13 protein-coding genes are annotated in these 21364 nt (G+C 63.8%); 12 read left to right on the top strand and 1 reads right to left on the bottom strand.

What is annotated here, in order from left to right; all coding sequences use genetic code 11:
* The first annotated feature begins 131 nt into the window (after window positions 1-131).
* From speB to G5S35_RS36840, 11 genes are all read left to right on the top strand, one after another.
* Complete coding sequence (gene speB / locus G5S35_RS36890) at window positions 132-1097, top strand: agmatinase (RefSeq protein WP_065059130.1); 966 nt, start codon at window positions 132-134, stop codon at window positions 1095-1097.
* A gap of 65 nt (window positions 1098-1162) precedes the next feature.
* Window positions 1163-1618, top strand: a complete 456-nt coding sequence (locus G5S35_RS36885) for a nuclear transport factor 2 family protein (protein ID WP_065059131.1) — start codon at window positions 1163-1165, stop codon at window positions 1616-1618.
* Complete coding sequence (locus tag G5S35_RS36880) at window positions 1615-3105, top strand: aldehyde dehydrogenase family protein (protein ID WP_183040279.1); 1491 nt, start codon at window positions 1615-1617, stop codon at window positions 3103-3105. Before G5S35_RS36885 ends, G5S35_RS36880 begins: the two co-directional genes overlap by 4 nt.
* Before the next feature lie 132 nt (window positions 3106-3237).
* Entirely contained in the window at window positions 3238-4701 is a 1464-nt protein-coding gene (locus G5S35_RS36875) for a purine-cytosine permease family protein (RefSeq protein ID WP_065059168.1), read from the top strand.
* A gap of 381 nt (window positions 4702-5082) precedes the next feature.
* Window positions 5083-13995: a two-partner secretion domain-containing protein gene (locus G5S35_RS36870; protein WP_237181853.1), complete on the top strand. Its 8913-nt coding sequence runs from the start codon at window positions 5083-5085 to the stop codon at window positions 13993-13995.
* A gap of 18 nt (window positions 13996-14013) precedes the next feature.
* Complete coding sequence (locus tag G5S35_RS36865; protein WP_074984938.1) at window positions 14014-14445, top strand: hypothetical protein; 432 nt, start codon at window positions 14014-14016, stop codon at window positions 14443-14445.
* Window positions 14446-14448: 3 nt separating this feature from the next.
* Window positions 14449-15006, top strand: coding sequence for a hypothetical protein (locus tag G5S35_RS36860; RefSeq protein WP_318298051.1), 558 nt, complete (start codon window positions 14449-14451; stop codon window positions 15004-15006).
* Window positions 15007-15734: 728 nt separating this feature from the next.
* Window positions 15735-16046: a hypothetical protein gene (locus G5S35_RS36855; RefSeq protein ID WP_183040278.1), complete on the top strand. Its 312-nt coding sequence runs from the start codon at window positions 15735-15737 to the stop codon at window positions 16044-16046.
* Window positions 16047-16101: 55 nt separating this feature from the next.
* Complete coding sequence (locus tag G5S35_RS36850; protein WP_183040277.1) at window positions 16102-16557, top strand: hypothetical protein; 456 nt, start codon at window positions 16102-16104, stop codon at window positions 16555-16557.
* On the top strand, window positions 16496-17062 hold the full coding sequence (locus G5S35_RS36845; RefSeq protein ID WP_321854779.1) for a hypothetical protein: 567 nt from the start codon (window positions 16496-16498) through the stop codon (window positions 17060-17062). The genes G5S35_RS36850 and G5S35_RS36845 overlap by 62 nt, the downstream gene beginning before the upstream one ends.
* A 157-nt stretch (window positions 17063-17219) precedes the next feature.
* Window positions 17220-17522 (top strand): hypothetical protein, encoded by a 303-nt coding sequence (locus G5S35_RS36840; protein WP_124261288.1) that lies wholly within the window; start codon window positions 17220-17222, stop codon window positions 17520-17522.
* A gap of 648 nt (window positions 17523-18170) precedes the next feature.
* Here G5S35_RS36840 and G5S35_RS36835 read toward each other — a convergent pair.
* Complete coding sequence (locus tag G5S35_RS36835) at window positions 18171-18752, bottom strand: RNA 2'-phosphotransferase (protein ID WP_183040276.1); 582 nt, start codon at window positions 18750-18752, stop codon at window positions 18171-18173.
* A gap of 121 nt (window positions 18753-18873) precedes the next feature.
* On the opposite strand from G5S35_RS36835, the gene G5S35_RS36830 reads away from it, so the two are divergent.
* Complete coding sequence (locus G5S35_RS36830; RefSeq protein ID WP_202035040.1) at window positions 18874-21363, top strand: two-partner secretion domain-containing protein; 2490 nt, start codon at window positions 18874-18876, stop codon at window positions 21361-21363.
* Window position 21364: the final 1 nt, after the last annotated feature.

Below are 21364 nucleotides of genomic sequence, written 5' to 3'. Positions count from 1 at the left end.
TCCTCACATTGATGCGAATCGATGTAAACATCATCAGGCCGTCATTTTATCCGTATTTTTTTCCCTCTAGCATTGCCAGCATTGGGTTTCATCCCACTGCTCCTATCGATGTTTTCAGGGTTTATACGGATATGAACGACTCGCAACACACCCCGCTGAACCAGCCGCTTTCCGGTAACGCCATGCCGCGCTTCGGCGGCATCGCTTCGATGATGCGACTGCCGATCGCCGACACGAGCGCGGGACTCGACGCCTGTTTCGTCGGCGTGCCGTTCGATCTGGGCACCTCGAACCGCAACGGCGCGCGCCTCGGCCCGCGCCAGATCCGCGCCGAGTCGGTGCTGCTGCGGCCCTATAACATGGCGACGCGCGCCGCGCCGTTCGACTCGCTGCAGGTGGCCGATATCGGCGACGTGGCGATCAATCCGTTCGACATCCACAAGGCGATCGCCGATATCGAAACGGCCTACGACGGCATCATCGCCGGCGGCTGCAAGCCGGTCACGCTGGGCGGCGACCACACGATCGCGCTGCCGATCCTGCGCGCGATGCACAAGAAGTACGGCAAGGTCGGCGTGGTCCACGTGGACGCGCATGCCGACGTCAACGACACCATGTACGGCGAGAAAATCGCCCACGGCACGCCGTTTCGGCGCGCGGTGGAAGAGGGCCTGCTCGATTGCGACCGCGTGGTGCAGATCGGTCTGCGCGGCACCGGCTATCATGCCGACGATTTCGACTGGTGCCGCGATCAGGGCTTTCGCGTGGTGCAGGCCGAGGCGTGCTGGAACCGCTCGCTCGAGACGCTGATGAAGGAGGTGCGCGAGCAGATGGGCAACGGTCCCGTCTATCTGAGCTTCGATATCGACGGCCTCGATCCCGCGTTCGCGCCAGGCACGGGCACGCCGGAGATCGGCGGACTCACGGTGCCGCAAGGTCTGGAAATCATTCGCGGTTTGCGCGGCCTGAATCTGGTGGGCGCGGATCTGGTGGAAGTCTCGCCGCCGTACGACCCGCAAGGCACCACGGCGCTGCTGGCCGCGAATCTCGCCTTCGAAATGCTGTGCGTGCTGCCCGGCGTGGCGTATCGCGCCTGAGCGATGTCGATTGATACGGCATCCGAAATGATTCAAAGATGACGCCAGTTCCCCGGAGAGCAAGCATGAGCGAGACCCCGACTTCCACCGAGACCGCCGTTCTGGCCGCCGCCGATGCGCTGATCGCATCGTTCGCGCGCCACGACCGCGACGCCTATTTCGCGGCCTTCGCGCCGCACGCCAGTTTCGTATTTCATCACGTGAGCGAAGCGCTGCCGACGCGCGCGGCCTACGAGGCGCTGTGGCGTCAGTGGGAACGCGACGACGGCTTCGCCGTGCTCGGCTGCGAGTCGAGCGGGCGCGCCGTGCAGTGTCTCGGCGACGTGGCGATCTTCACGCACAACGTGCGCACGCAGGTGAGCACGCACGCGGGCCGCGAGACTTTGGTCGAGCGCGAGACCATCGTGTTCGCGCGCGATGGCGCCGACTGGATCGCCGTGCACGAGCATCTGTCGCCGCACGCCTGCGTGGCCGTGCAGCACGACGTGAACGAAGCGAACGCGCTGGAGGCGTCCGCATGAAGCGCGAGACCGTAGTCGCGGCCGTGGAGCCGGGCGTATTCGTCGATGGCGAATGGCGGCATGGCGAAGGCGCGCCGCTCGAGCTGATCGATCCGTGCAGCGGGCAACCGGTTGCGCGCGTGTCGGCCGCGAGCGCCGCCGACGTGGACGCCGCCGTCGCCGCTGCCGCGCGCGCCTTGCTCGGCTGGCGCAAGACGCCCGTGACCGTGCGCGGCGAGCTGCTCGAACGCATCGCGCAAGGCATCGAAGCGCGCAGCGTCGAACTGATCGACCTGCAGATGCAGTGCAACGGCAAGCCGCGTTTCGAAGCGCAGCTCGATGTGAGCGACGCGGCGGCCACGTTCCATTACTACGCGCAGTTGTGTCGCGATGGCGGCGTGGCCACCACATCGACGGTCGCGTTGCCCGACCCGGGTTTCGACGCCGAAGTGCGCCACGAAGCCGTGGGCGTCTGCGCGCTGATCGTGCCGTGGAATTTCCCGCTCGTGACAGCCGCGTGGAAGCTCGCGCCCGCGCTGGCGGCGGGCTGCACGGTCGTCATCAAGCCGTCCGAACTCACGCCGCTCGCCGAACGCGCGCTGGCCGACATCGTCGCGTCGGCGGGCGTGCCCGCGGGCGTGGTGAATCTGGTCGCCGGCGCGCGCGAGGTGGGCGCGCATCTGGCCGCGCATCGCGGCGTCGCGAAGGTCTCGTTCACGGGCAGCACCGCCGCCGGGCAAGCCGTGATGCGCGCCGCCGCCGAGCGCATGCAGCGCGTCTCGCTCGAACTGGGCGGCAAGTCGGCGCTGATCGTATTCGACGACGCCGATCTCGACGAAGCCGTCGAACTCGCTTTCAACGGCGCGTTCTTCAACGCGGGGCAGATGTGTTCGGTGACCTCGCGCGTGCTGGTGGCGCGAGCGCTGCACGACGCGTTCGTCGAGCGGCTCGTGGCGCTCGCGCGCGACGCGGTCGTCGGTGCGCCCGACGCCGCCGACGCGCGCGTGGGACCGCTGATCAGCGCGGCGCAGCGCGAGCGCGTGCTCGGCCTGCTCGCGCGCGGCAAGGACGAAGGCGCGCGCGTGCTGTGCGGCGGTGCGCTCGCGCGTCCAGGCTTCTTCGTCGCGCCGACGGTCTGCGCGAACGTCGCGCCCGACAACGTGCTCTGGCGCGAGGAAATCTTCGGCCCGGTCGCACTGGTGCGTGCGTTCGATACCGAATACGAGGCGATTGCGCTCGCCAACGACAGCGACTACGGACTCGTCGCCACGGTCGTGACCGCCGACGCCGAACGTGCCGCGCGTGTCGCCGACGCCTGCGAGTCGGGCGTCGTCTGGGTGAACGCGCCGCAAGTGATCTTCCCGCAGACCGGCTGGGGCGGGCGCAAGCTCAGCGGCATCGGCCGCGAACTCGGACCCTGGGGCGTGCGCGCCTATCAGGAAATCAAGCATGTCATTCGCGCGCGTCCGGCTGGCGCGCCGCCATTGTCGCCGTCGCTGCAACCGTAATAACGAACCCGCCGTCAACGCCATCGCTCGCGCGCGTCGCGCGCGCGGGCAGGCGCACCCCACAGGAACAGACAGATGAACACTGACAACGTCAACGGTTGGGCGGCCGACGGGGCCGAACCGCCACGCAGCATGGAAGCGCCCGGCGCCGCCGTGCCCTCGAAATGGCGCAAGATCGAAGTGCGTTCGATCGACTACGTGCCCGCGCACGAACGCCACGGCAGCGTGGCGGGACAAGGGCCGTTCTGGTTTCTCGGCAACTTCCAGTTCTTCACGATCGCCATCGGCTTCGTGGGTCCGAGCATGGGACTGTCGCTCGGCTACACGATCCTGTCGGGCGTGCTCGGCATTCTGTTCGGCACGCTGTTCATGGCGTTTCACGCGTCGCAGGGCGCGCATCTCGGCCTGCCGCAGATGATCCAGTCGCGCGCGCAGTTCGGCTATCGCGGCGTGGTGTTGATCCTGATCGCCACGCTGTTCACGTTCATCGGCTTCAACGTGGTCGATACCGTGCTGATGGCGAGCGGCGTGAAGGGCATCTTCGGCTGGTCGCCGACGCTCGTCACCATCGTCACAGCGCTGATCGCGCTGGCGCTGGCGATCTACGGTCACGACTGGCTGCATCGCGTGTTCAAGTGGCTGCTGGTCGCGAGCCTGCCGCTCTATGTGCTGCTGACGCTGTGGATCCTGTTCGGCGCGGTCGGCGTGAAGCCCGGCATCGTGCACGCGGGCGGCTTCTCGCTCGTTGCATTCGCCGCGCAGTTCGCGGCCAGCGCGAGCTACAACATCACCTATGCGCCGTATGTGTCCGATTACTCGCGCTATCTGCCGCGCGATACGAAACCGCGCGCGATTATCGCGGCGGTGTTCGTCGGGGCATCGGCGTCGGCGATCTGGCTGATCGCGCTGGGTGCGTGGCTCGCGACGCGTCTGGGCGCCTCGGACGGTCTCGTCGCGCTCTACGATGCAGGCAACGCGATGTTCCGCGGCTTCGGCGTGCTGATCTCGCTGGCATCGGTGGGCGCGATGGTCGCGACGATGGGCCTGAACGCGTATAGCGCGATGCTCACGGTGGTCACGGCGGTCGATTCGTTCAAGCCCGTGAAGCCGACGCAAACCGTGCGCGTGGTGACGGTGCTCGCGCTCGGACTTGTCTGGGTGGTGATCTCGCTGTCGCTGTCGGGTAACGCCATCGACATTCTGTTCGCGGCGCTCACGATCATGCTGTATCTGCTGGTGCCCTGGACGGCGGTGAATCTGGTCGATTACTTCTTCGTGCGCCGCGGCCACTACGCGATCACGCAACTCTTCACGCCGCGCGGTCTCTATGGCGCGTGGGGCGCGCGCGGGCTGATCGCCTACGCGGTGGGTTTTGCCGCGACGGTGCCGTTCTTCGTGCTGCCGGGGATTTATACGGGGCCGCTGGCCGCGCGCATCGGCGGCGTGGATGTGGCGTGGGCGGTGGGGCTTGCGGTGTCGGCGCTCGTGTATCTCGCGCTGGCCCGCTCGATCGACGCGCAGGGCGAGCGCAAGGCTGTCGCGCAGAGCGAGCGGGAGATTGCGGAGCTCGATCAGGCGATGACGCGGAGGAGTTGAATCGAATTGAAGCGGTAAAACGAGCGCGGCGCACGGTTTTTTACGTGCGCCGCGCTCGTTTTGTGGTGTCGGTTTGTCCTTGTAGAACGGTGTGGCGTGGAGAGTCGAAATGCGGAAATTCATCGCCGGAGGCAGCGAAGTCGACGTGATATGACGTGCCCCAGGGTCACGAAGTGACTGTGACAATTCTTGACGAATGTGCTTGTAAGGCGGTGTTAGATTCGCGCTCCAAATCGATCTGCGTGGATTTCAACGAGCATGAAAGCCGAAGCACGACTCAGGAGACAGCTGGCCCCGCAGCATGTTGCGCGTGATGCGCGACGCTTGACAGGCGCGGCCGGAACAAGCGAAAGCTTGCGCGAGACAAGACGTCCGATATGGATGCGGGCGACCGCCGCGATCATGACGGTGGTGATGTACTTCACGCCTGCGATGCTGCTGGCGGATCAGGCTGCGCACGCCGCGCCGCCGATCGTCGATCCACGCGCGCCGGTCCAGTTTCAGCCAACGATAACGCAGACGGGCGCGGGCGTGCCCGCCGTCAACATCACGGCGCCCAATGCGGCGGGTCTGAGCGTTAATCAGTATTCCTCATTCGGTGTCGACGCGGGCACCGGCCTGGTGCTGAACAACAGCCTCGTCTCCGGTACGCCGCTGCTCGGCGGCGCGCTTGGCGCGAATCCGAACCTCGCGGGTCGCACGGCAACGACGATTCTCAATCAGGTGACGTCGACCGCTCCGGCGATCCTCGCCGGGCCGCTCGAAGTGTTTGGCTCTCCGGCGAGCGTGATCGTCGCCGCGCCGAACGGCGTGAGCGTCAGCGGCCTGTCGTTGACCAACGCGCCGGGGCTCGTCCTGACCACGGGCGTGCCGCAGTTCATCACCGGCCCGGGTGGTGCGGCGGCGAGCTTCGCGAACGCGGGCGCGGTCGCGTTCGCCGTGTCATCGGGCAACGTCAGTATCCATGGAGCGCCGGGCTCGACGGGGGCGAACGGTCCCGGCGCGGGCATCGAAGGCACGGTCGGCAACATCGATCTGATCGGGCAGTCGGTCAGCCTCAACGCGCCGCTCTACGCGAACCAGGCCGTCAACGTCGTCACCGGCAACCAGACGGTTACGCCGACGCCGGGTTCGACCGGCTCGGCCTACTGGACGTCGAACGTCGTTGCGGGGCAGCCCGGCGCGGTGGCCGTCGACGCGAGCGCGTTCGGATCGGTTACCGCAGGGCAGGTGTTCATCGTCTCGACCGCCGCAGGCCAGGGCGTCAACCTGCAAGGTCCGCTCGCCGCGACGGCGGGCAACGTCAGCGTCAGCGCGGCGGGCGATATCGTCGTCGGCAAGACCTTCGGCAGCGAGAACGTCACGCTGGCGAGCGGCGGGAATGTCTCGATCAACGACACGGGCCTCGCGAACCAGAACTACACCGTCACCGCGACGGGCGATATCAAGGCGAGCGGCAGCGTGGCCGGGGCGAAGGACGTTTCGCTGACGGCGGGCCACGACCTCGACGTCGCCTCGGTGGCGGCCAACGGTCAGGCGAGTCTCGTCGCGGCCAACTCGATGACCATCGGCTCGCTCGCGGCGAACGCCATCGCGCTCGATGCGAAGGGCGGCGACCTGACGATCAATCAGGGCCTCACGGCCCCGGGCGTGATCTCGGCGAACGCGGGGCGCGACCTGACGGTCAACGGCGCGGTGCAGGGCGGTAGCACCGTCGCGCTGACGGGCGCGCGCCATGCGAGCGTCAACGGCTCGGTCAGCGGCGTGGGTGATACCTCCGTTACGGCGGGTACAGGCTCGGCTTCGATTGCGGGCAGCGCCATCACGAACGGCAGGCTCGACGTCAACGCAGGACAGGACGTCACGGTCGGCGGCGCGCTCTCGGCGCAGGGACCCATCAATGTCACGGCGACGGCGGGGAGCGCCACGCTGGCGGGTACGGTCGTCACGCCCGGGACGCTGACGGTCAGCGCCGGGCAGGACGTCGCGCTCGGCGGGCAGACGCAGGCGCAGCGCGCGACGGTGAGTGCAGGCAACGGTATCGCCGTCAACGGTTCGATCACGACCGTCGATGCGCTGACGCTGTCGGCGAGAAACGGCGACGTTACCGGCAAAGGGACCGTCGGCACCGTGAGCGGCGATGTGGCCGTCAGTGCGGGACGCTCGGTGAACTACGGCGGCGCGATCCAGTCTGGCGGCGCAGCCGCGATCCGGGCAGGTGTCGACGCGACGCTCGCGAACGTCTCCGCGCCGGGGGCGATCCGGATCGAGGCCGCAAGGGACATCAACGCGCAGGGCGGCGTCGCGAGCGGTAGCACGGTCGCGCTCGCGGCGGGGCGCAATGCAACGGTCAGCGGCGCGATCGCCGCCGTGGGCGATACGACGATTGCCGCGCAGGGCGGCTCGGCCTCGGTCGCCGGGGACGTGCAGACGAACGGCACGCTCGACGTACGCGCCGCACAGGATGTTGCGCTCGGCGGCAAGGCGCTCGCGCAGGGACCGGTCACGATCAGCGCGACGGGCGGCTCGATCAGCGGCCAGGGCAGCGTCGCGTCGAACGACGCCGTCTCGCTGACGGCGGGACAGGACGTCAATACGGGCGGCGCGCTCGAGGCGGGCACCGATCTCGCGGTCAAGGCGGGGCGAGATGCGGTGATCGGCGGCACCGTCAGCGCGCCGGGCGCGGTTTCGGTCGACGCCGGGCGCGATGCGACGCTCGCGGGCGCGGCGACCTCGGGTTCGTCGATGACGGTCGCGGCGGGTCGCAACGCGGCGATTCAGGGCGCGGCGGAGGCGATGGGCGATATGACGCTCGGCGCGGCGACGGGCTCGCTCGCGACCTCGGGTGATGTGGTCAGTCTCGGCAAGCTCATCGCGCGCGGCCAGCAGGGCGTCGACCTCGGCGGCACGGTCTACAGCCAGGGCGACGCCTCGATCGCCGCGGGCGCGGGCAGCGTCTCGGTCGGCGGCACGCTGACGAGCCCGGGGTCGATCAGCGTGAGCGCCGCGCAGGACGTTTCGGTCGCGGGCGTGGTTCATAGCGGCGGCGATACGGGCGTGCGCGCGGGCGGCAACGTCGCGCTCGACGGCGGGCTCGAAGCGGACGGCACGGGCAACGCGACCGTCGCTGCAGGCGGCGATATCACGGGCGCCGGGGCGATCAGCGTCGCGAACGATACGACGCTGACGGCGGGCCGCGACATCGCGCTCACGGGTGCGGTGCAGACAGGTCACGATCTCTCGGCCACGGCGGCGCAGGATCTTTCGGTCGCCGCGGTGACGGCGGTCGGCAAAGCGAGTCTCGCCGCCACGGCCGGCAGCGCGACGCTCACGGGCGATGCGCTCTCGGGCGGCGACATGAGCATCCACGCGGGTACCGACGTCAACACGCGTGGCGGCGTCCAGACGCTCGGCAACCTGGATGTGAACGCGGGCCGCGACGTCAACGCGGCGGGGCCGGTTGCGGTCGCGGGCGACGCGTCGCTCTCGGCAGGCGGCAATCTCGCGCTCGGCGGTGCGACGACCGTGCAGGGCAATGTGGCGCTCTCCGGCGCGAACATCGCCGCGCACGACGTCTCGGTCGACGGCAACCTGAACGCGAAGGCGACCCAGACGCTCGATACGACGGCAGGCGCGCTGGCGGTCAACGGTACCGCGGCGCTCGCAGGCGCGACGGTCGCGACCGGTAACGCCGTGATCGGCGGGCGCTACAGCGCGATCGCCGTACAGGCACTGAACACGACGGGCACCGGCGCGTATCTTGGTGACGCATCGCTCGCGGGCGCGAGCGTCACGAACTCCGGCACGCAGATGGCGGCGGGCACGCTTGGCGTCAGCGGTGCATCGGTGACAAACACGGGCGGGCTTTCGGGGCTGGCGGGCGCAAGCGTCGACACGAACGATCTCGTCAACACGGGCTCGATCTACGGCTCGACCGCGACGATCCACGCGGCGAACAGCGTGACGAATTCGGGCGCGCTGCTCGGCACGAATGCGCTCTCGATCACGACGAACGCGCTCAACAACGCGGGCGGCCTGATTTTCGCGGGCGACGTGAACGACCCGACGGCAGCGACGGGCGACGTGAACGTGACCGTCACCGGCGGCGACGGCACCTTCAACAATACGAACGGCCAGATCCTCGGGCAGAACAGCCTCACGCTGAACCTGCCGCAGCAGAACCTCGATCCTTCGGCGGCGTCGGTCGGCACGCTCAACGGCGGCAACGCGTTCGCGCTCTCGGTGGCGGCGATCAGCAATGGCGGAACGTGGACGCTGCCGGGCACGCACGTCACGATCTCGGCCTCGCAGGGCATCACGAACAGCGGCACGATCGGCCAGGGCACGGGTTCGCTCACGCTCAATGGCGACCTGAACAATACCGGCACCGTCACGGCGCAGGGCCTCACGCTCAACGGCAACCTCACGAATGCGGCGGGCGCGACGGTTCAGGCGAACGACTCGCTCGCACTCAACGGTTCGGGCACGAACCGGGGCACCGTCGAGGCGCAGAACAACCTGAGCATCAACGGCGCGAGTTACGACAACTCGGGCGCCACGACGCGCGGGGGTTCCGCCTCGGGCGCCTCGGGTGGTGTGGGCAATCTGAACATCAACGTCTCGGGCGACCTGACGAACGCGGGCGGCACGATCACCGCGACGAACGATCTGTCGGTCAATGCGGCGCGTGTCGTCAATTCGGGCTCGTCGGGCGCGGGTGGCGCGACCACGACGACCACCACGACGATAGACAACCCGGCGCTGCTGCTCAGTCTCGCGCTCGCATCGACGAACATTGTCACGGGCAGTCTGACCGGCGGCGAGAACGGTTTCTGCTGCGACTACTCGGGATGGCCGGTCTCGCTCACGCTCGCGGACATCCTTTCGCCCACGGGCGCGGCAAACCCGATTCCTGATCCGGTCGTCGGGCTCCTGCTTGGCTCGGCTGTGCCGACCGCGCCGCCCGTGGCGACCTCGGGGACGGTGACCTTCGTCCAGGTCAAGGTCATGGACCAGCTTGCCGGGACGTCCAGAACGCTATGGTTCGTCGAGACGCCGGAGAACGCGGGCAAAGCCATCGCGCGCGTGACCGTCGCGCTGCCCACGGTGACGGAGACGACCACGACGACGGGCGGCGCGCCCGGCGCGTCGGGCTCGGTCATCGCCGCGGGGCATGACCTGAACCTGAACGCCGATACCCTGCTGAACTCGGGCGGCACGGTCAGCGCCGGGAACGACGCGAATATCCACGTCCAGACGCTCGACAACAGCGGCTCGACCTACCGTTCGACTGTCACCGATTCGGTCGATCTCGCCTCGCTCAACGCGTTCCTCTTGGCGATGCCGTCGACGCTTGGCGTATGGGGCAACTACAACGGCCCGACCGCCATCGGCCCGTACACCATCGGCGCGTGGATCAACACGTCGGGCATCAAGCTCGCAGCGCCCGGAACGGTCACGCCGCTCTCGACCTCGTCGTCGGTCTCGGTGCAGGGTGGCGCGGGGCAGATCGTCGCCGGTCATGACGTCAATCTCTCGGGCGGCGATCTGACGAACGCCGGATCGATTGCCGCGACGAACAACGTCAACATCACGTCGAACAGCTTCACGAACCAGGGCACCAACGTCGGCACGATGACGACGACGGCGGGCTGCGCGGCAGGTTACAGCGCGGGCTGCGCGACGCTCTCGACCACAAACCCGAACTCGGAAAGCTACAGCTACCAGCAGACCAACGCGAACGTCACGGCGGGCAACGATATCGTCGTCGGCACGAACGCGCTCGCGAACACCTACGGGAATCTCGTCGCGGGGCATGACGTCGTGATCGGCGGCGCGGGGACGAGCGCGAGCAGTACGACGCAGGCCGCGAGTGTCACGAATACCTCGGGCGCGATTGCCGCCGGTCATGACGTGACGATCAACGCGGCGAGCGTGGTCAACACCGTCGCTGCGCCCGTTCAGGTTCACCAGAACTACGGCAGCGCTACGCCCTATACGGGCTGCGCGTCGAACTGCGAGGCGTACGTCGACGTCCAGTCCGCCGCGCCCGCGACCATCACGGCCAGTCATGACGTGAACGTGAACGCGGGCAGTTTCGCGAATACGGGCAGTCTCGTCACTGGCCTGAACAACGTCACGATCAACGCGAGCGGCAGCGCATCGAACGACAACCAGTATCTCGGCGCGTACTGGCACGCGAACCTCAAGTATTACGACGCGAGCTTCCCGGCCTGGGGCTGTTCGGCGAACCCGGGGCTGTGCGCCTCGCTCTATGGCAGCGCCTGGCAGGGCGCGCAATCGCAGGCTCCGGCCGGACTGCCCTCGGGCGTCGGCCTGCCCGACTTCGTCGCGGGCACGATCCAGGCGGGCAACGCGCTGGCGGTCAATTCGCCCACGCTCACGAACACGGGCAACGTGATCGGCCCGAACGTGGCGCTCACGGGCTCGACGCTCGTGAACGGCCTGACGAACCCGAACGTCTATACGCCGCCGCCCGCCGTGGCGGGCCAGGTGATTTCGCTCGGGCCGCCCCCGGTGCCGGCGACGGCGACGACGACCGTCAACGCGGCGGGGCTCGTCACGAACATCGCGGGTCAGCCGGTCTCGGTGACGGGCGGCGCGGGCCTGCCGTCGAATTCGCCGATTGGCGTGACGACGGTCGGCAAGCCCGTTGTCCCGGGCGCGCCGGGCGCGGGCACGCCCTCCGGCGCGCAGGCCGGCACCGCTTCGGCGGGGACGGCCCCGGGCGTCGCGGCGGGGACGCAGGTCAAGACCATCGGCGGGCAGACGTTCAATGTGTCGTATCTGCTCAACAGTCCCGCCTCGGCGGTGACGGGCGACCTCTCGCCCGCCGCGCTGATTGCGCAATTGCCCCCGAGCCTGCAACCCGATACGACGCAGTTCTACTACGACCCGTATACGCAGGCGCAACAGGTCGAGCAGGCCGCGCTCAAAGCGACGGGGCAATCGAGCTTCTACGCGCTGCCCTCGCAGACGGATAGCGCGAACCAGCAGACGGTCAACAACCTCGACACGGCGGCGCTCTACGGCGCAGCGCTCGACTACGCGAAGCAGAACAACGTCGCGCTCGGCACGCAACTGAGCGCCGACCAGCTCGCGAAGATTACCGCGCCGATGCTCTGGTACGTCGAGCAGACGGTCCCGCAGCCGGGCTGTACGGCGACGGGCAACGCGAGCTGCCCGACCGTTCAGGCGCTCATGCCGCAGGTGCTGCTGCCGCAGAACTGGGCGAGCGTGAGCGCGGACGGCGAGATCAGCGGGACGAACGTCGCGCTGAATTACGCGAACAGCATCCTCAACACGGGGACGGTGAGCGCGCAGAACCTGACGGTCAATACGGGCACGCTGACGAACGAACAGCGCTCGACCAATGTCGGCGATATCTACACGAAGCTCGCGCAGGCGGCGGGCGTGATGAAAACGACCGGGACCGCCGTGCAGGAAGGCGGGTTCATGTCGGCGGCGAATTACGACCTGACCGCCGGCACGATCAACCAGATCGGCGGCGCGCTCCAGCAGATCAACGCGGACGGCAGCGCAAACAGCGCGGCGACCGCCCAGTTGCTCGCGGGCCTCAAGGACAAACTCGGCGGCGGCTTTACGCAGTCGACGGTCGCCGACAACCTGCAAACGTCGGTCGTGGCCGATAACGCGATGGGCGTGCTCGGCACGGTGTTCATGATGACGGTGATCGTCATCATCTCGGTCGGCGCGGCCTACGTGGCCTCGGGCGCGGTGGCGGCGATGGCTGCGGCGCAGCCCGGGACGACCTTCGCGGCGGCAGCGCCGACCGTGGGCGCGGGCGTGGGGAACGCCTCGGTCTCGGCGGCGGTCGGGGGCATGGCGAACAGCGCGATGGGCCAGAGCCTCTCGGGCAACGGCTTCAGTTTCGGCACGATGCTCGCGGCAGGCGCGACGGCGTTCGTGACGGCGGGTCTGACGAGCGGGATCACGTACGCGGACGGCGCGGTCGGCTTCACGACGAACGCCTCGTCGAACAGCCTCGCGGCGCTCGCGGGCGTGCAGCCGGTCGGCAACGTCATGATCCCGGGCGCGGGAGCGGCCACGGGCAGCACCTTGCAGACACTCGGCGCACTCGCCGCGGTGACGGGCATTCAGGCGGGCACGCAGACCGCGATCCAGGGCGGAAGCCTGCTTGAGAACCTGCGCAATGACGCGGCGGCGAACGCGGCGGCGGCGGGCGCGTTTGCGATTGGCCAGGCGGCCTCGGGCATGAACGAGGCGGCGTATATCGCGGCACACGCGGGGCTCGGCTGCGCGGCTGGCGCGGCGAGCGGCAAGGGTTGCAGCGGTGGCGCGATTGGCGGTGCGGTGAGCGCGGCGTTCAGCCCGGATTTCATCAACGGCATCAACCCGGGCGGCGGCGCGCTCGATCAGGGGCAGATGGCCGTACTCGCGGGCTTCGCGACGGCGCTCGGCGGTGGGACGGCGGCGCTCGCGGGCGCGAACGTCGACGGCGCGGTCGCCGCCGCGATGAACGAGGCGATGAACAACTCGGGCGAGCATCCGGGGCAAAAGGGGCTCGTCGGGAATGCCGTCGACGCGTGGAACGCGCTCCAGAACGCGCGCAGTACGATTGCGAGCCTGCCTGGTCAGTTCGTCGATCTGGTCAAGGCGAACAACGGTCAGACGCCGCCGAGCGATCCGAACAGGCAGATCTCGGATGCGAGCGGCGGTAACAATACGCCGCCGACGGCGGGGGCGGTGGTGACGCCGTTACCGTGTCCTGCGGGGCCGGGCGCATGTGGGATGGCTGTCACGCCGGTTGTTACGCCGGGTGCGCCGATTTTGGCGAGTGGTGGAGGTGGGGAAGGTGCCCAAAGCGGTTCCGGGTCGCCGAATGATGCAGATTCATCGACAAGTGTGTGGACAAAACGTCCATTCGATCGCGGCACAGATATTGAGAAGCAAATTGGACAGAACCTCCCGCAGAATTTCCCCGTGATCGACAGATTCGAAAATGGCGTCGCGACGAGCATCAAAAGTCTAGACGTGAATGCTAGTTCATACCAAAGTACAGCTACGCTAACCCGGACATTGAACAGATATATCGATAACGTGGCTGCGTACAATGGAACAGGCCCGGGTGGTTGGGCTGGTGCGAATGTTGATGCAAGTCAGATTACCGCTAGAGGACTTGATCTTGTAATACCGAATTCGGGGTCAATCGCACAGCAACAGGTAATAAAGCAAGCTGTTGAGTACGGGCTATCGAAGGGCGTAAAAGTCAATGTGATCATACATCCTTGATTTCTAGAGGAAGAGAAATTGAAAGCTGCTTACGCTATTTTGCGAAACGGGAAAATTTTCCTGCAAAGCTATTCCAAGGCAACCACGGGGCTATGGATTGCAACTGGCCCCGTCCATGTTGTTGGAGGGGATTGTGAAGCGGATCTGAGCGAGAGAATCCGAGGAGTCTTGGCAGGTTCGGAGGTGGATGTACCTCATCCTAGTCAAAGTGAGTGGAAATTAATTCAGGCGCCAATGCTTCAAGCTGTGGGCGTAAAGAGTTGGGCGACGCTTGGAAAGGGGGCGAAATCGGTCGGATTGGAGTGCGAGTCGGAACTGGTGAGAATGGTGCCAACATCAGATTACTGGAACAAAGGCGGGAGGGCGCTCAAAGATCAAACGATTGAGTGCGAGTTGTCCAGTGCTGAACTCGGCCATAAATTAGTCACGGCGTTTGAGGCTTGCAGTTGAGTAATGCTTGTGAACGTATCGAGAGCGGCTGGCTTCCAGAAAACGATTCTCGCCAAAGTGATGAGAAGAATCGGATTTGATGGCGGGCATTCGATGTATGAACTAGGGCCAGCCCCTGATGTGTCGCTGTTCTTCCATTGTTTGAGACGGTACGCAGAAGAGGATCATCCAACGCAGGACTGGAGCGTGCTCACCGATCGTCTGTATCGGCGTTACCTTCGCGCGGAAGAACTGGAGCCTGCATTGAAGTTGATGGCGCAGGCGCGAGAGATCTTTGCGCAACAACCGGCAAAGACGTCGATAGAATGGGACGCTGCAATGCTCGCAGATCCGGAAAGGAGCCGCTTGAATCCCGATCAGCCCTCATTGGCCGATGTGTTCAGTAGTTACTTCGACCGTTTCGCGGACGCCTGCGCGTCTGCGAAATCATTCGTCGATGCCTTTAACATCTATCAGCCGGTCCGAACAGTGATCACCGACCTCGCTGGTTTTGCGCGCGACAAGAACAGGCCCCTCGAAGAGTATGACGCGTTAGAGGGAACGCCGATGTGGTTGCGATAGAGGGCAACGCGAACTAGCACAGAGCGTTGCATATCGACCTGAGGTGATCAGTCAATCAGATTATTCTGAAAATTAATCAGGATTACAACATAAAAGTACGATGGGTAACAGTGTCGACAGTGAACGACTCATGGAATACTGTTCAGCAAACCGGCATCCAACCTGTAACCAACGGAGGCACCGACATTTACGTTGTGCCACGACCAAACTCAGGATATGCCGGAGGCTACACTGGGCAACGACAGAACCTGAATTCCGTCACCATTATTACGGTGCATGGAACGAATCAAATCATTACAGCATTCCCGGGCAATGGCTTACCCTTGCCGAAGGCACCTTAAGCATGACCTACGTACACTACGCCGTTGTCAACGAAACATGCCCAGTATGCGGACAGGGAAGAGTTCTTGTGGCTTCTGAGAAGGATGGTCACTCGCTCTTCGTCCTCTGTGAGGACTGTGAATCCGAGTGGAATGAACCTGGCGAATCGCACGATGCATCTATGGCCACTCGCGATCGACACACTTTCTCGCGCTACTTGGAGCCTTATGAACTGGTGGATCATCTTTGGTATCCCCAAGTCCTGAACAAGTGACAAATTGCTGGGGTGACGTCTGATACGTGATTGGAATTGGGTCAGTGAATGAAGTTGATATCAAGGTTGCGGTCGATGCATCAAAGGGTCGAGTTGTTGCCGGATATCCAACAAATTTACCGAGAAATCCGAAATGAAAAATTTATCCGATCACGAGATTATCGAAGCGAATTTGATAGTCGTTTTGGATGAGATGGAGCGACAGAATGAAATCGAAGAAACTTACCTTCCGGGTGAGTTGTCATATGGCGATGAAATGGCTCAAATCCGAGAATTTATTGAAATTGCGGGGGAGTATGGGCTTGCGTATGAGTATATAAACTGCGCGCTTGAGCGACATTCTTATAAGATTTCCGGGAAGGCTGCGATAAAACTTCTGGAGGTTGGGTTGTTAATGGGATTCAAGTCTGGTCGTGAAAATGACAAGCGGTTTGATGGACGGTAGAAGTTTGGCTTTGTATCGAATCTCTTAAATCTGTCGGATATGAGGGCTTCTAACGATGGCGAGAACTGGCGATGTGTTCGCGATCAAGACGGCAATCGGAGACGCATACTTTCAGTTCGTGAAGACGATCGCACCGATGGGATCGCTGATCCGAGTCTTACCGGGAACATACGCAGATGGACAGCCCGAGTTGGCTTCACTTGTCGAGCGCGAAACTAATTTTTGGGTGTTTTTTCCCGTAGCGGCTGCTCATAAGCGGGGAATCATCCGAGAAGTCGCGAACGGTCATGTCCCGGAACACGCGAAAGCGACTCCCCTTTTTCGGGCGGGTATCCCTAACCAATCGACAGGCAAGGTCGAAAATTGGTGGCTATGGGACGGAGAGAAAGAGTGGAAGGTCGGCAAGATTACCGAGGAGCAACGGCGGCTACCAATACGGAGTGCATGGAATGACACAGCACTTGTCGAACGTATCGAGAGCGGCTGGCTTCCAGAAAACGATTCTCGTTAAAGTGATGAGAAAAATCGGATTTGATGGTGGGCATTCGATGTATGAACTAGGGCCAGCCCCTGATGTGTCGCTGTTCTTCCATTGTTTGAGACGGTACGCAGAAGAGGATCATCCAACGCAGGACTGGAGCGTGCTCACCGATCGTCTGTATCGGCGTTACCTTCGCGCGGAAGAACTGGAGCCTGCATTGAAGTTGATGGCGCAGGCGCGAGAGATCTTTGCGCAACAACCGGCAAAGACGTCGATAGAATGGGACGCTGCAATGCTCGCAGATCCGGAAAGGAGCCGCTTGAATCCCGATCAGCCCTCATTGGCCGATGTGTTCAGTAGTTACTTCGACCGTTTCGCGGACGCCTGCGCGTCTGCGAAATCATTTGTCGATGCCTTTAACATCTATCAGCCGGTCCGAACAGTGATCACCGACCTCGCTGGTTTTGCGCGCGACAAGAACAAGCCCCTCGAAGAGTATGACGCGTTAGAGGGAACGCCGATGTGGTTGCGATAGAGGGCGACGCGAACTAGCACAGTGCGTTGCATATCTACCTGAGGTGATCGGTCAATCAGATTTTTCTGAAAAGTGATAAAGACTACGACGTAACAGTTGCAGGATCTGTTTGTGCCGACAATCAAGAACCCAACAAAAGTTGGGAAGTGAGGTTCAAATGTCCCGCCCAGTTTTTTGTGTTGACTTCAATGAAATGGTCGATGCCGATACTGTGCTGTTATCTGCAACTGATACCAAAGCCGACGCTACCGGACTGCTGGTAGACCTTAGAGAAGGGATGTTGGTAAGCATCTACATGGAGGATCGTGACGTGGGCGGAAAAATCGATAACTTGATCGCGTCGGGTGTTGTGGCTAGAAATACCGATCGAGGTTGGTCTGCTCTTGTCAGATGGTGTTGTCGAATTGATGGGGATGGTATTCGCTCAGAGTCAACAATCTACAAGCCGACACAGAAGTAGTGCAATGCGTCGAGAAGCGGAAGGAAAGGCGGAGGTTCGGGAGGCTAGGGAATCGCAGGTTCAGCGAGTGATCGAGGCGCAAAGAGCTGTCGGCCTTCTTCGTCCCACGTTGCCTTGAGGGATGCTGGAATACTGCGATCTCAATGGTATGGCATCAATCAATCGGGTGTTCAAGTGCCCGGGATGCCTGCTGGGATGACATTTAACGACTTGGCTGCGACGCAACTGGCACGTAACAAGTTGCCATCAACCGGAACACCCAACTTGCCCAAGGGGCCAAAGTGATGAAAGCAGCGCGCGGCATCGAAGTGCTTGACCCTTATGAATGGCTTCCGGGATATGGCGAGAGTGCCGTGAGGGTACGAACGGAAGGGCCGGATCTAATAGTAGGAATTGAGTATGACTGTGGAGAATCAATTTGCCAGCGCGAGCTGCGGTTCTCCTCGGTTTGTTCTTTCTATTCCCAATTATTTCCGGGGCCGCCGATGGTTGACGTTGAGGAAATGGATGCGCCACTCCTTCTGCGTGGAGTACTTGTAGAGTATCCCGAATCAAAGATCGCGAAGGCATGGACGAAACATCTCAATAGTTTAAGAATAGTCCGGCACTTCAATATTGTGTTCTCGGCAGAAAACCTCCTTTTGGTTATCATGGCAAGCGAGGTTTCTCTTGGTGAACAAGTTGCTCGATCGTCTTGATGAATTCAGGGGGAACAGAATCCGTGAGCCAAACTGAATTCTCGGCGATAAAAAACTTAAAACCTAGTTCGTACATTTTCAGTGCCTGAATTTCAAGAACAACTGGATTTCCGTGTCGCTTTCCGACAGAAATGGCTGTCGATACGTCGATTGATAAGTGAACGTGATGGCGCGCACCAGCTTTTAGACCATGCTCGCGAATAGACGTTACGAATCGGGCTGCAGTCCCGTGATAGAGCAATTGTGGGGGCATTGTTATTGGGTAAACGCGCTGTACAGATTTTGTTGTGTGACCCTGAACAGCGCGAATCCTCCGACCGTCGTCTGATATTTCGAATCGTTTCTTCGTGTTCGTTCGCACCACAGTTTGGATTGTTGCTTTATCAATAACGCGCCCATGGTCGGCAGAAAGTGCGATGAGGGAGTTGATGCTCGCCCATCCATCGGAATCTAGCTGCAGTCCAATAGAGTGCGGTTCATGGCGGAGTATGTAGCTTAAATATTTACTGATTTCATCGTTTTCTGTTGGCATGGGTAGGCTGTGCTGTATGTTTTGGTGGGAAGGTGCGTGTCAATCAGATTAGTCTTAATTGTGGTAAAGATTTCGATACAAAACGTACAACAATGCAAAAGATTAGCAGATCGAGACAAGAATGCCGCGAGTGGGATTTCGCGCGGTTGTTGCACATAATCGTGTTTGCCTTGGCGATCCCCACGGCAAATGCTGGGGGATTACCCCTGACGGCGGAACCGCGACAAACGTCTCGACCGCCGCCAACGGTCACCAGACCGTCTCCATCGCGCCCGCCGTCGGCGGCGTATCGAGCAACACGTATCGCACGTTCAACGTGTCGAACGCTGGCGCGGATCTCCAGAACACGGGCGTCAACGCGCGAACCATCGTCAACCAGGTGACGAGTACGAACCCGTCGCTCATTCAGGGCGCGGTGAGCGTGCTCGGGCCGCGCGCGAACGTCATCCTCGCGAACCCGAACGGTGTGACGGTCGACGGCGGGTCGTTCGTGAACGCCGGGCACGTCGTCCTCTCGACCGGGCAGGTCAGCTTTAGCGACATCACGCTCGCGCCCGGCCAGATCCAGCGCAATGTCATCCTGACCACGAACGGCGGCGCGATCACCATCGGCCCGGGTGGCCTCTCCGGCACGCTCATCAACCTCGACCTCGTCTCGAAGCAGCTTGCGGTCAACGGTCCGGTTGCGAACGCCTATACGAGTTCGACTGGCGGTATCCGCGCGCTGACCGGCAGCAGTACGACCACCTGGGATACGAGCCTTTCCCCGTCTGATAACGGGCATGACTGGCTCGTCGGGCTCGTCTCGACCGGCGCGCAGGGACCGGCTTACGCGGTCGATATCACCGAGGCGGGCGGCCTGACGGCAGGGCGCGTGCAGCTTGTCATCACCGATCAGGGAGCGGGCGTGCGCAGCGCGGGCGCGATCAACGCGACGGCGGGCGATGCGCTTGTTCAGGCCAACGGCGACGTCACGACCTTGGGCGGCTCGATAACCGCAGCGCACGACGCGACGATTGCGACGCCCGGCGCGGTCTCGCTGCACGATACGCCCGTCGTCGCCGGTCACGACGTCGGCCTCATCGCGGGGACGAGCATCGCTGTACAGGGCGGCGCCCTCCAGGCGGGCAACGATGTGAGCCTCGCCGCGCAGGGCGGCGCGATGACGTTGCAGGATACGCGCGTGACGGCGGGAGAGGACGTGTCGCTCGCCGCGACAGGTCCGCTTTCGGCGATGGGTACGGAAGTGCTGGCGGGGCGCGACGCCGTCGTCCAGGCGTCGGATATCACGCTCGCGGCAGACGCGACGCGCGCGACCTCGATCAGCGCAAACCGCAATACGACGCTTCTGAGTAGCGGCGACCTCTCGGCAACGAACAGCACAGTCGAGGCGGGGACCGACGTCACCATGACGGCGACCGGCACGCTCGCGCTCGACGGGGCGCAGGTTCAGGCGGCCAACGATTTCGCCATCACGTCGGGCGGCGCGTTCTCGATGGTCGGTGCTCAGGTTGGCGCGAACCATGACGGCGCAATCAGCGCGGCGGATATCACGGTCTCCGACGCCGGCTCGGGCCCGTCAACCCTGCGCGCGAACCATGCTCTCGCGCTCGCGAGCGGCGGAGCGATCACGAACACGGGCAGCACGATTCAGGCGGGACTCGCGCAGGCGGACGGCACGCTCTCGGGCGGCGATCTGACGCTTTCCGCGCTCGGCAGCATCACGAACGTTTCCGACGCGACGAACCTCGCGGTGCTGTTCTCCGCGAACGGCCAGGCGGTACTTTCCGCGCAGGGCGATATCGTCAACGATAACGCGCGCATCATCGCGAACGGCGCGGTCTCGCTCTCGGCGCAGGGCGACGTCAGGAACGTTATCGACCACGCGGGAGGTGTCAACGGCGGCGCGCCGCTCGCCTACCTCTACACCGGGGGGCGCTTCCTGTTCTTCAGGCACCAGACGGGGGGTTACGACGTCGATTACGGGACGGTCACGCAGCCCGCGCAGATGGCCTATATCGCGTCGAGCAACGGGTCGGTTTCGATCTCGGGGCGCAACGTCACGAACGCGGGCGGGATCATCCAGTCGAGCGATGGCGACGTGTCGATCGAGGCGCGCGATACGTTCACGAACGCGGCGATCTTCGCGGGCCAGGCGAGCTATTCACGAAGCTGCTTCATCTTCTGCCACGGCAGCGCGTCGAGCAGCGTGACGCCCTACGGCGGGACGATCCGCTCCGGCGGCGATGTCGCGATCCACGCGGGAGCGAGCGCGGCGAACGTCGGCGGCAATGTGATCGCGCAGGGCAACATTCTCGTGGACGCGCCGCTTGCCTACGCGACGGGCGTGACGGGCTACTCGGCGATCAATCAGGACCGGGGATTCAAGGCGTTTTTCGGCAGCATTTGGGCGCAGCTCGTCGCGATGGATATCGGCGGCGGCTTGACGGCGGACGGCCTCGTCACGCTCACGGGCGATACGCTCATCAACGGGGGCTATATCTCGGGCGGTCGGGGCGTCCTCGGCCACATGACGACGCTGCGCGCGCCGTCGCGCACGCCGGTACAGATCGATCAGCATCTCGGCCTGACGACGTGGTGGTGGTACTAGA

The sequence above is a fragment of the Paraburkholderia tropica genome, from assembly GCF_014171495.1.
GTDB lineage: Bacteria > Pseudomonadota > Gammaproteobacteria > Burkholderiales > Burkholderiaceae > Paraburkholderia > Paraburkholderia tropica.
This window is presented reverse-complemented; position numbering and strand designations above follow the sequence as displayed.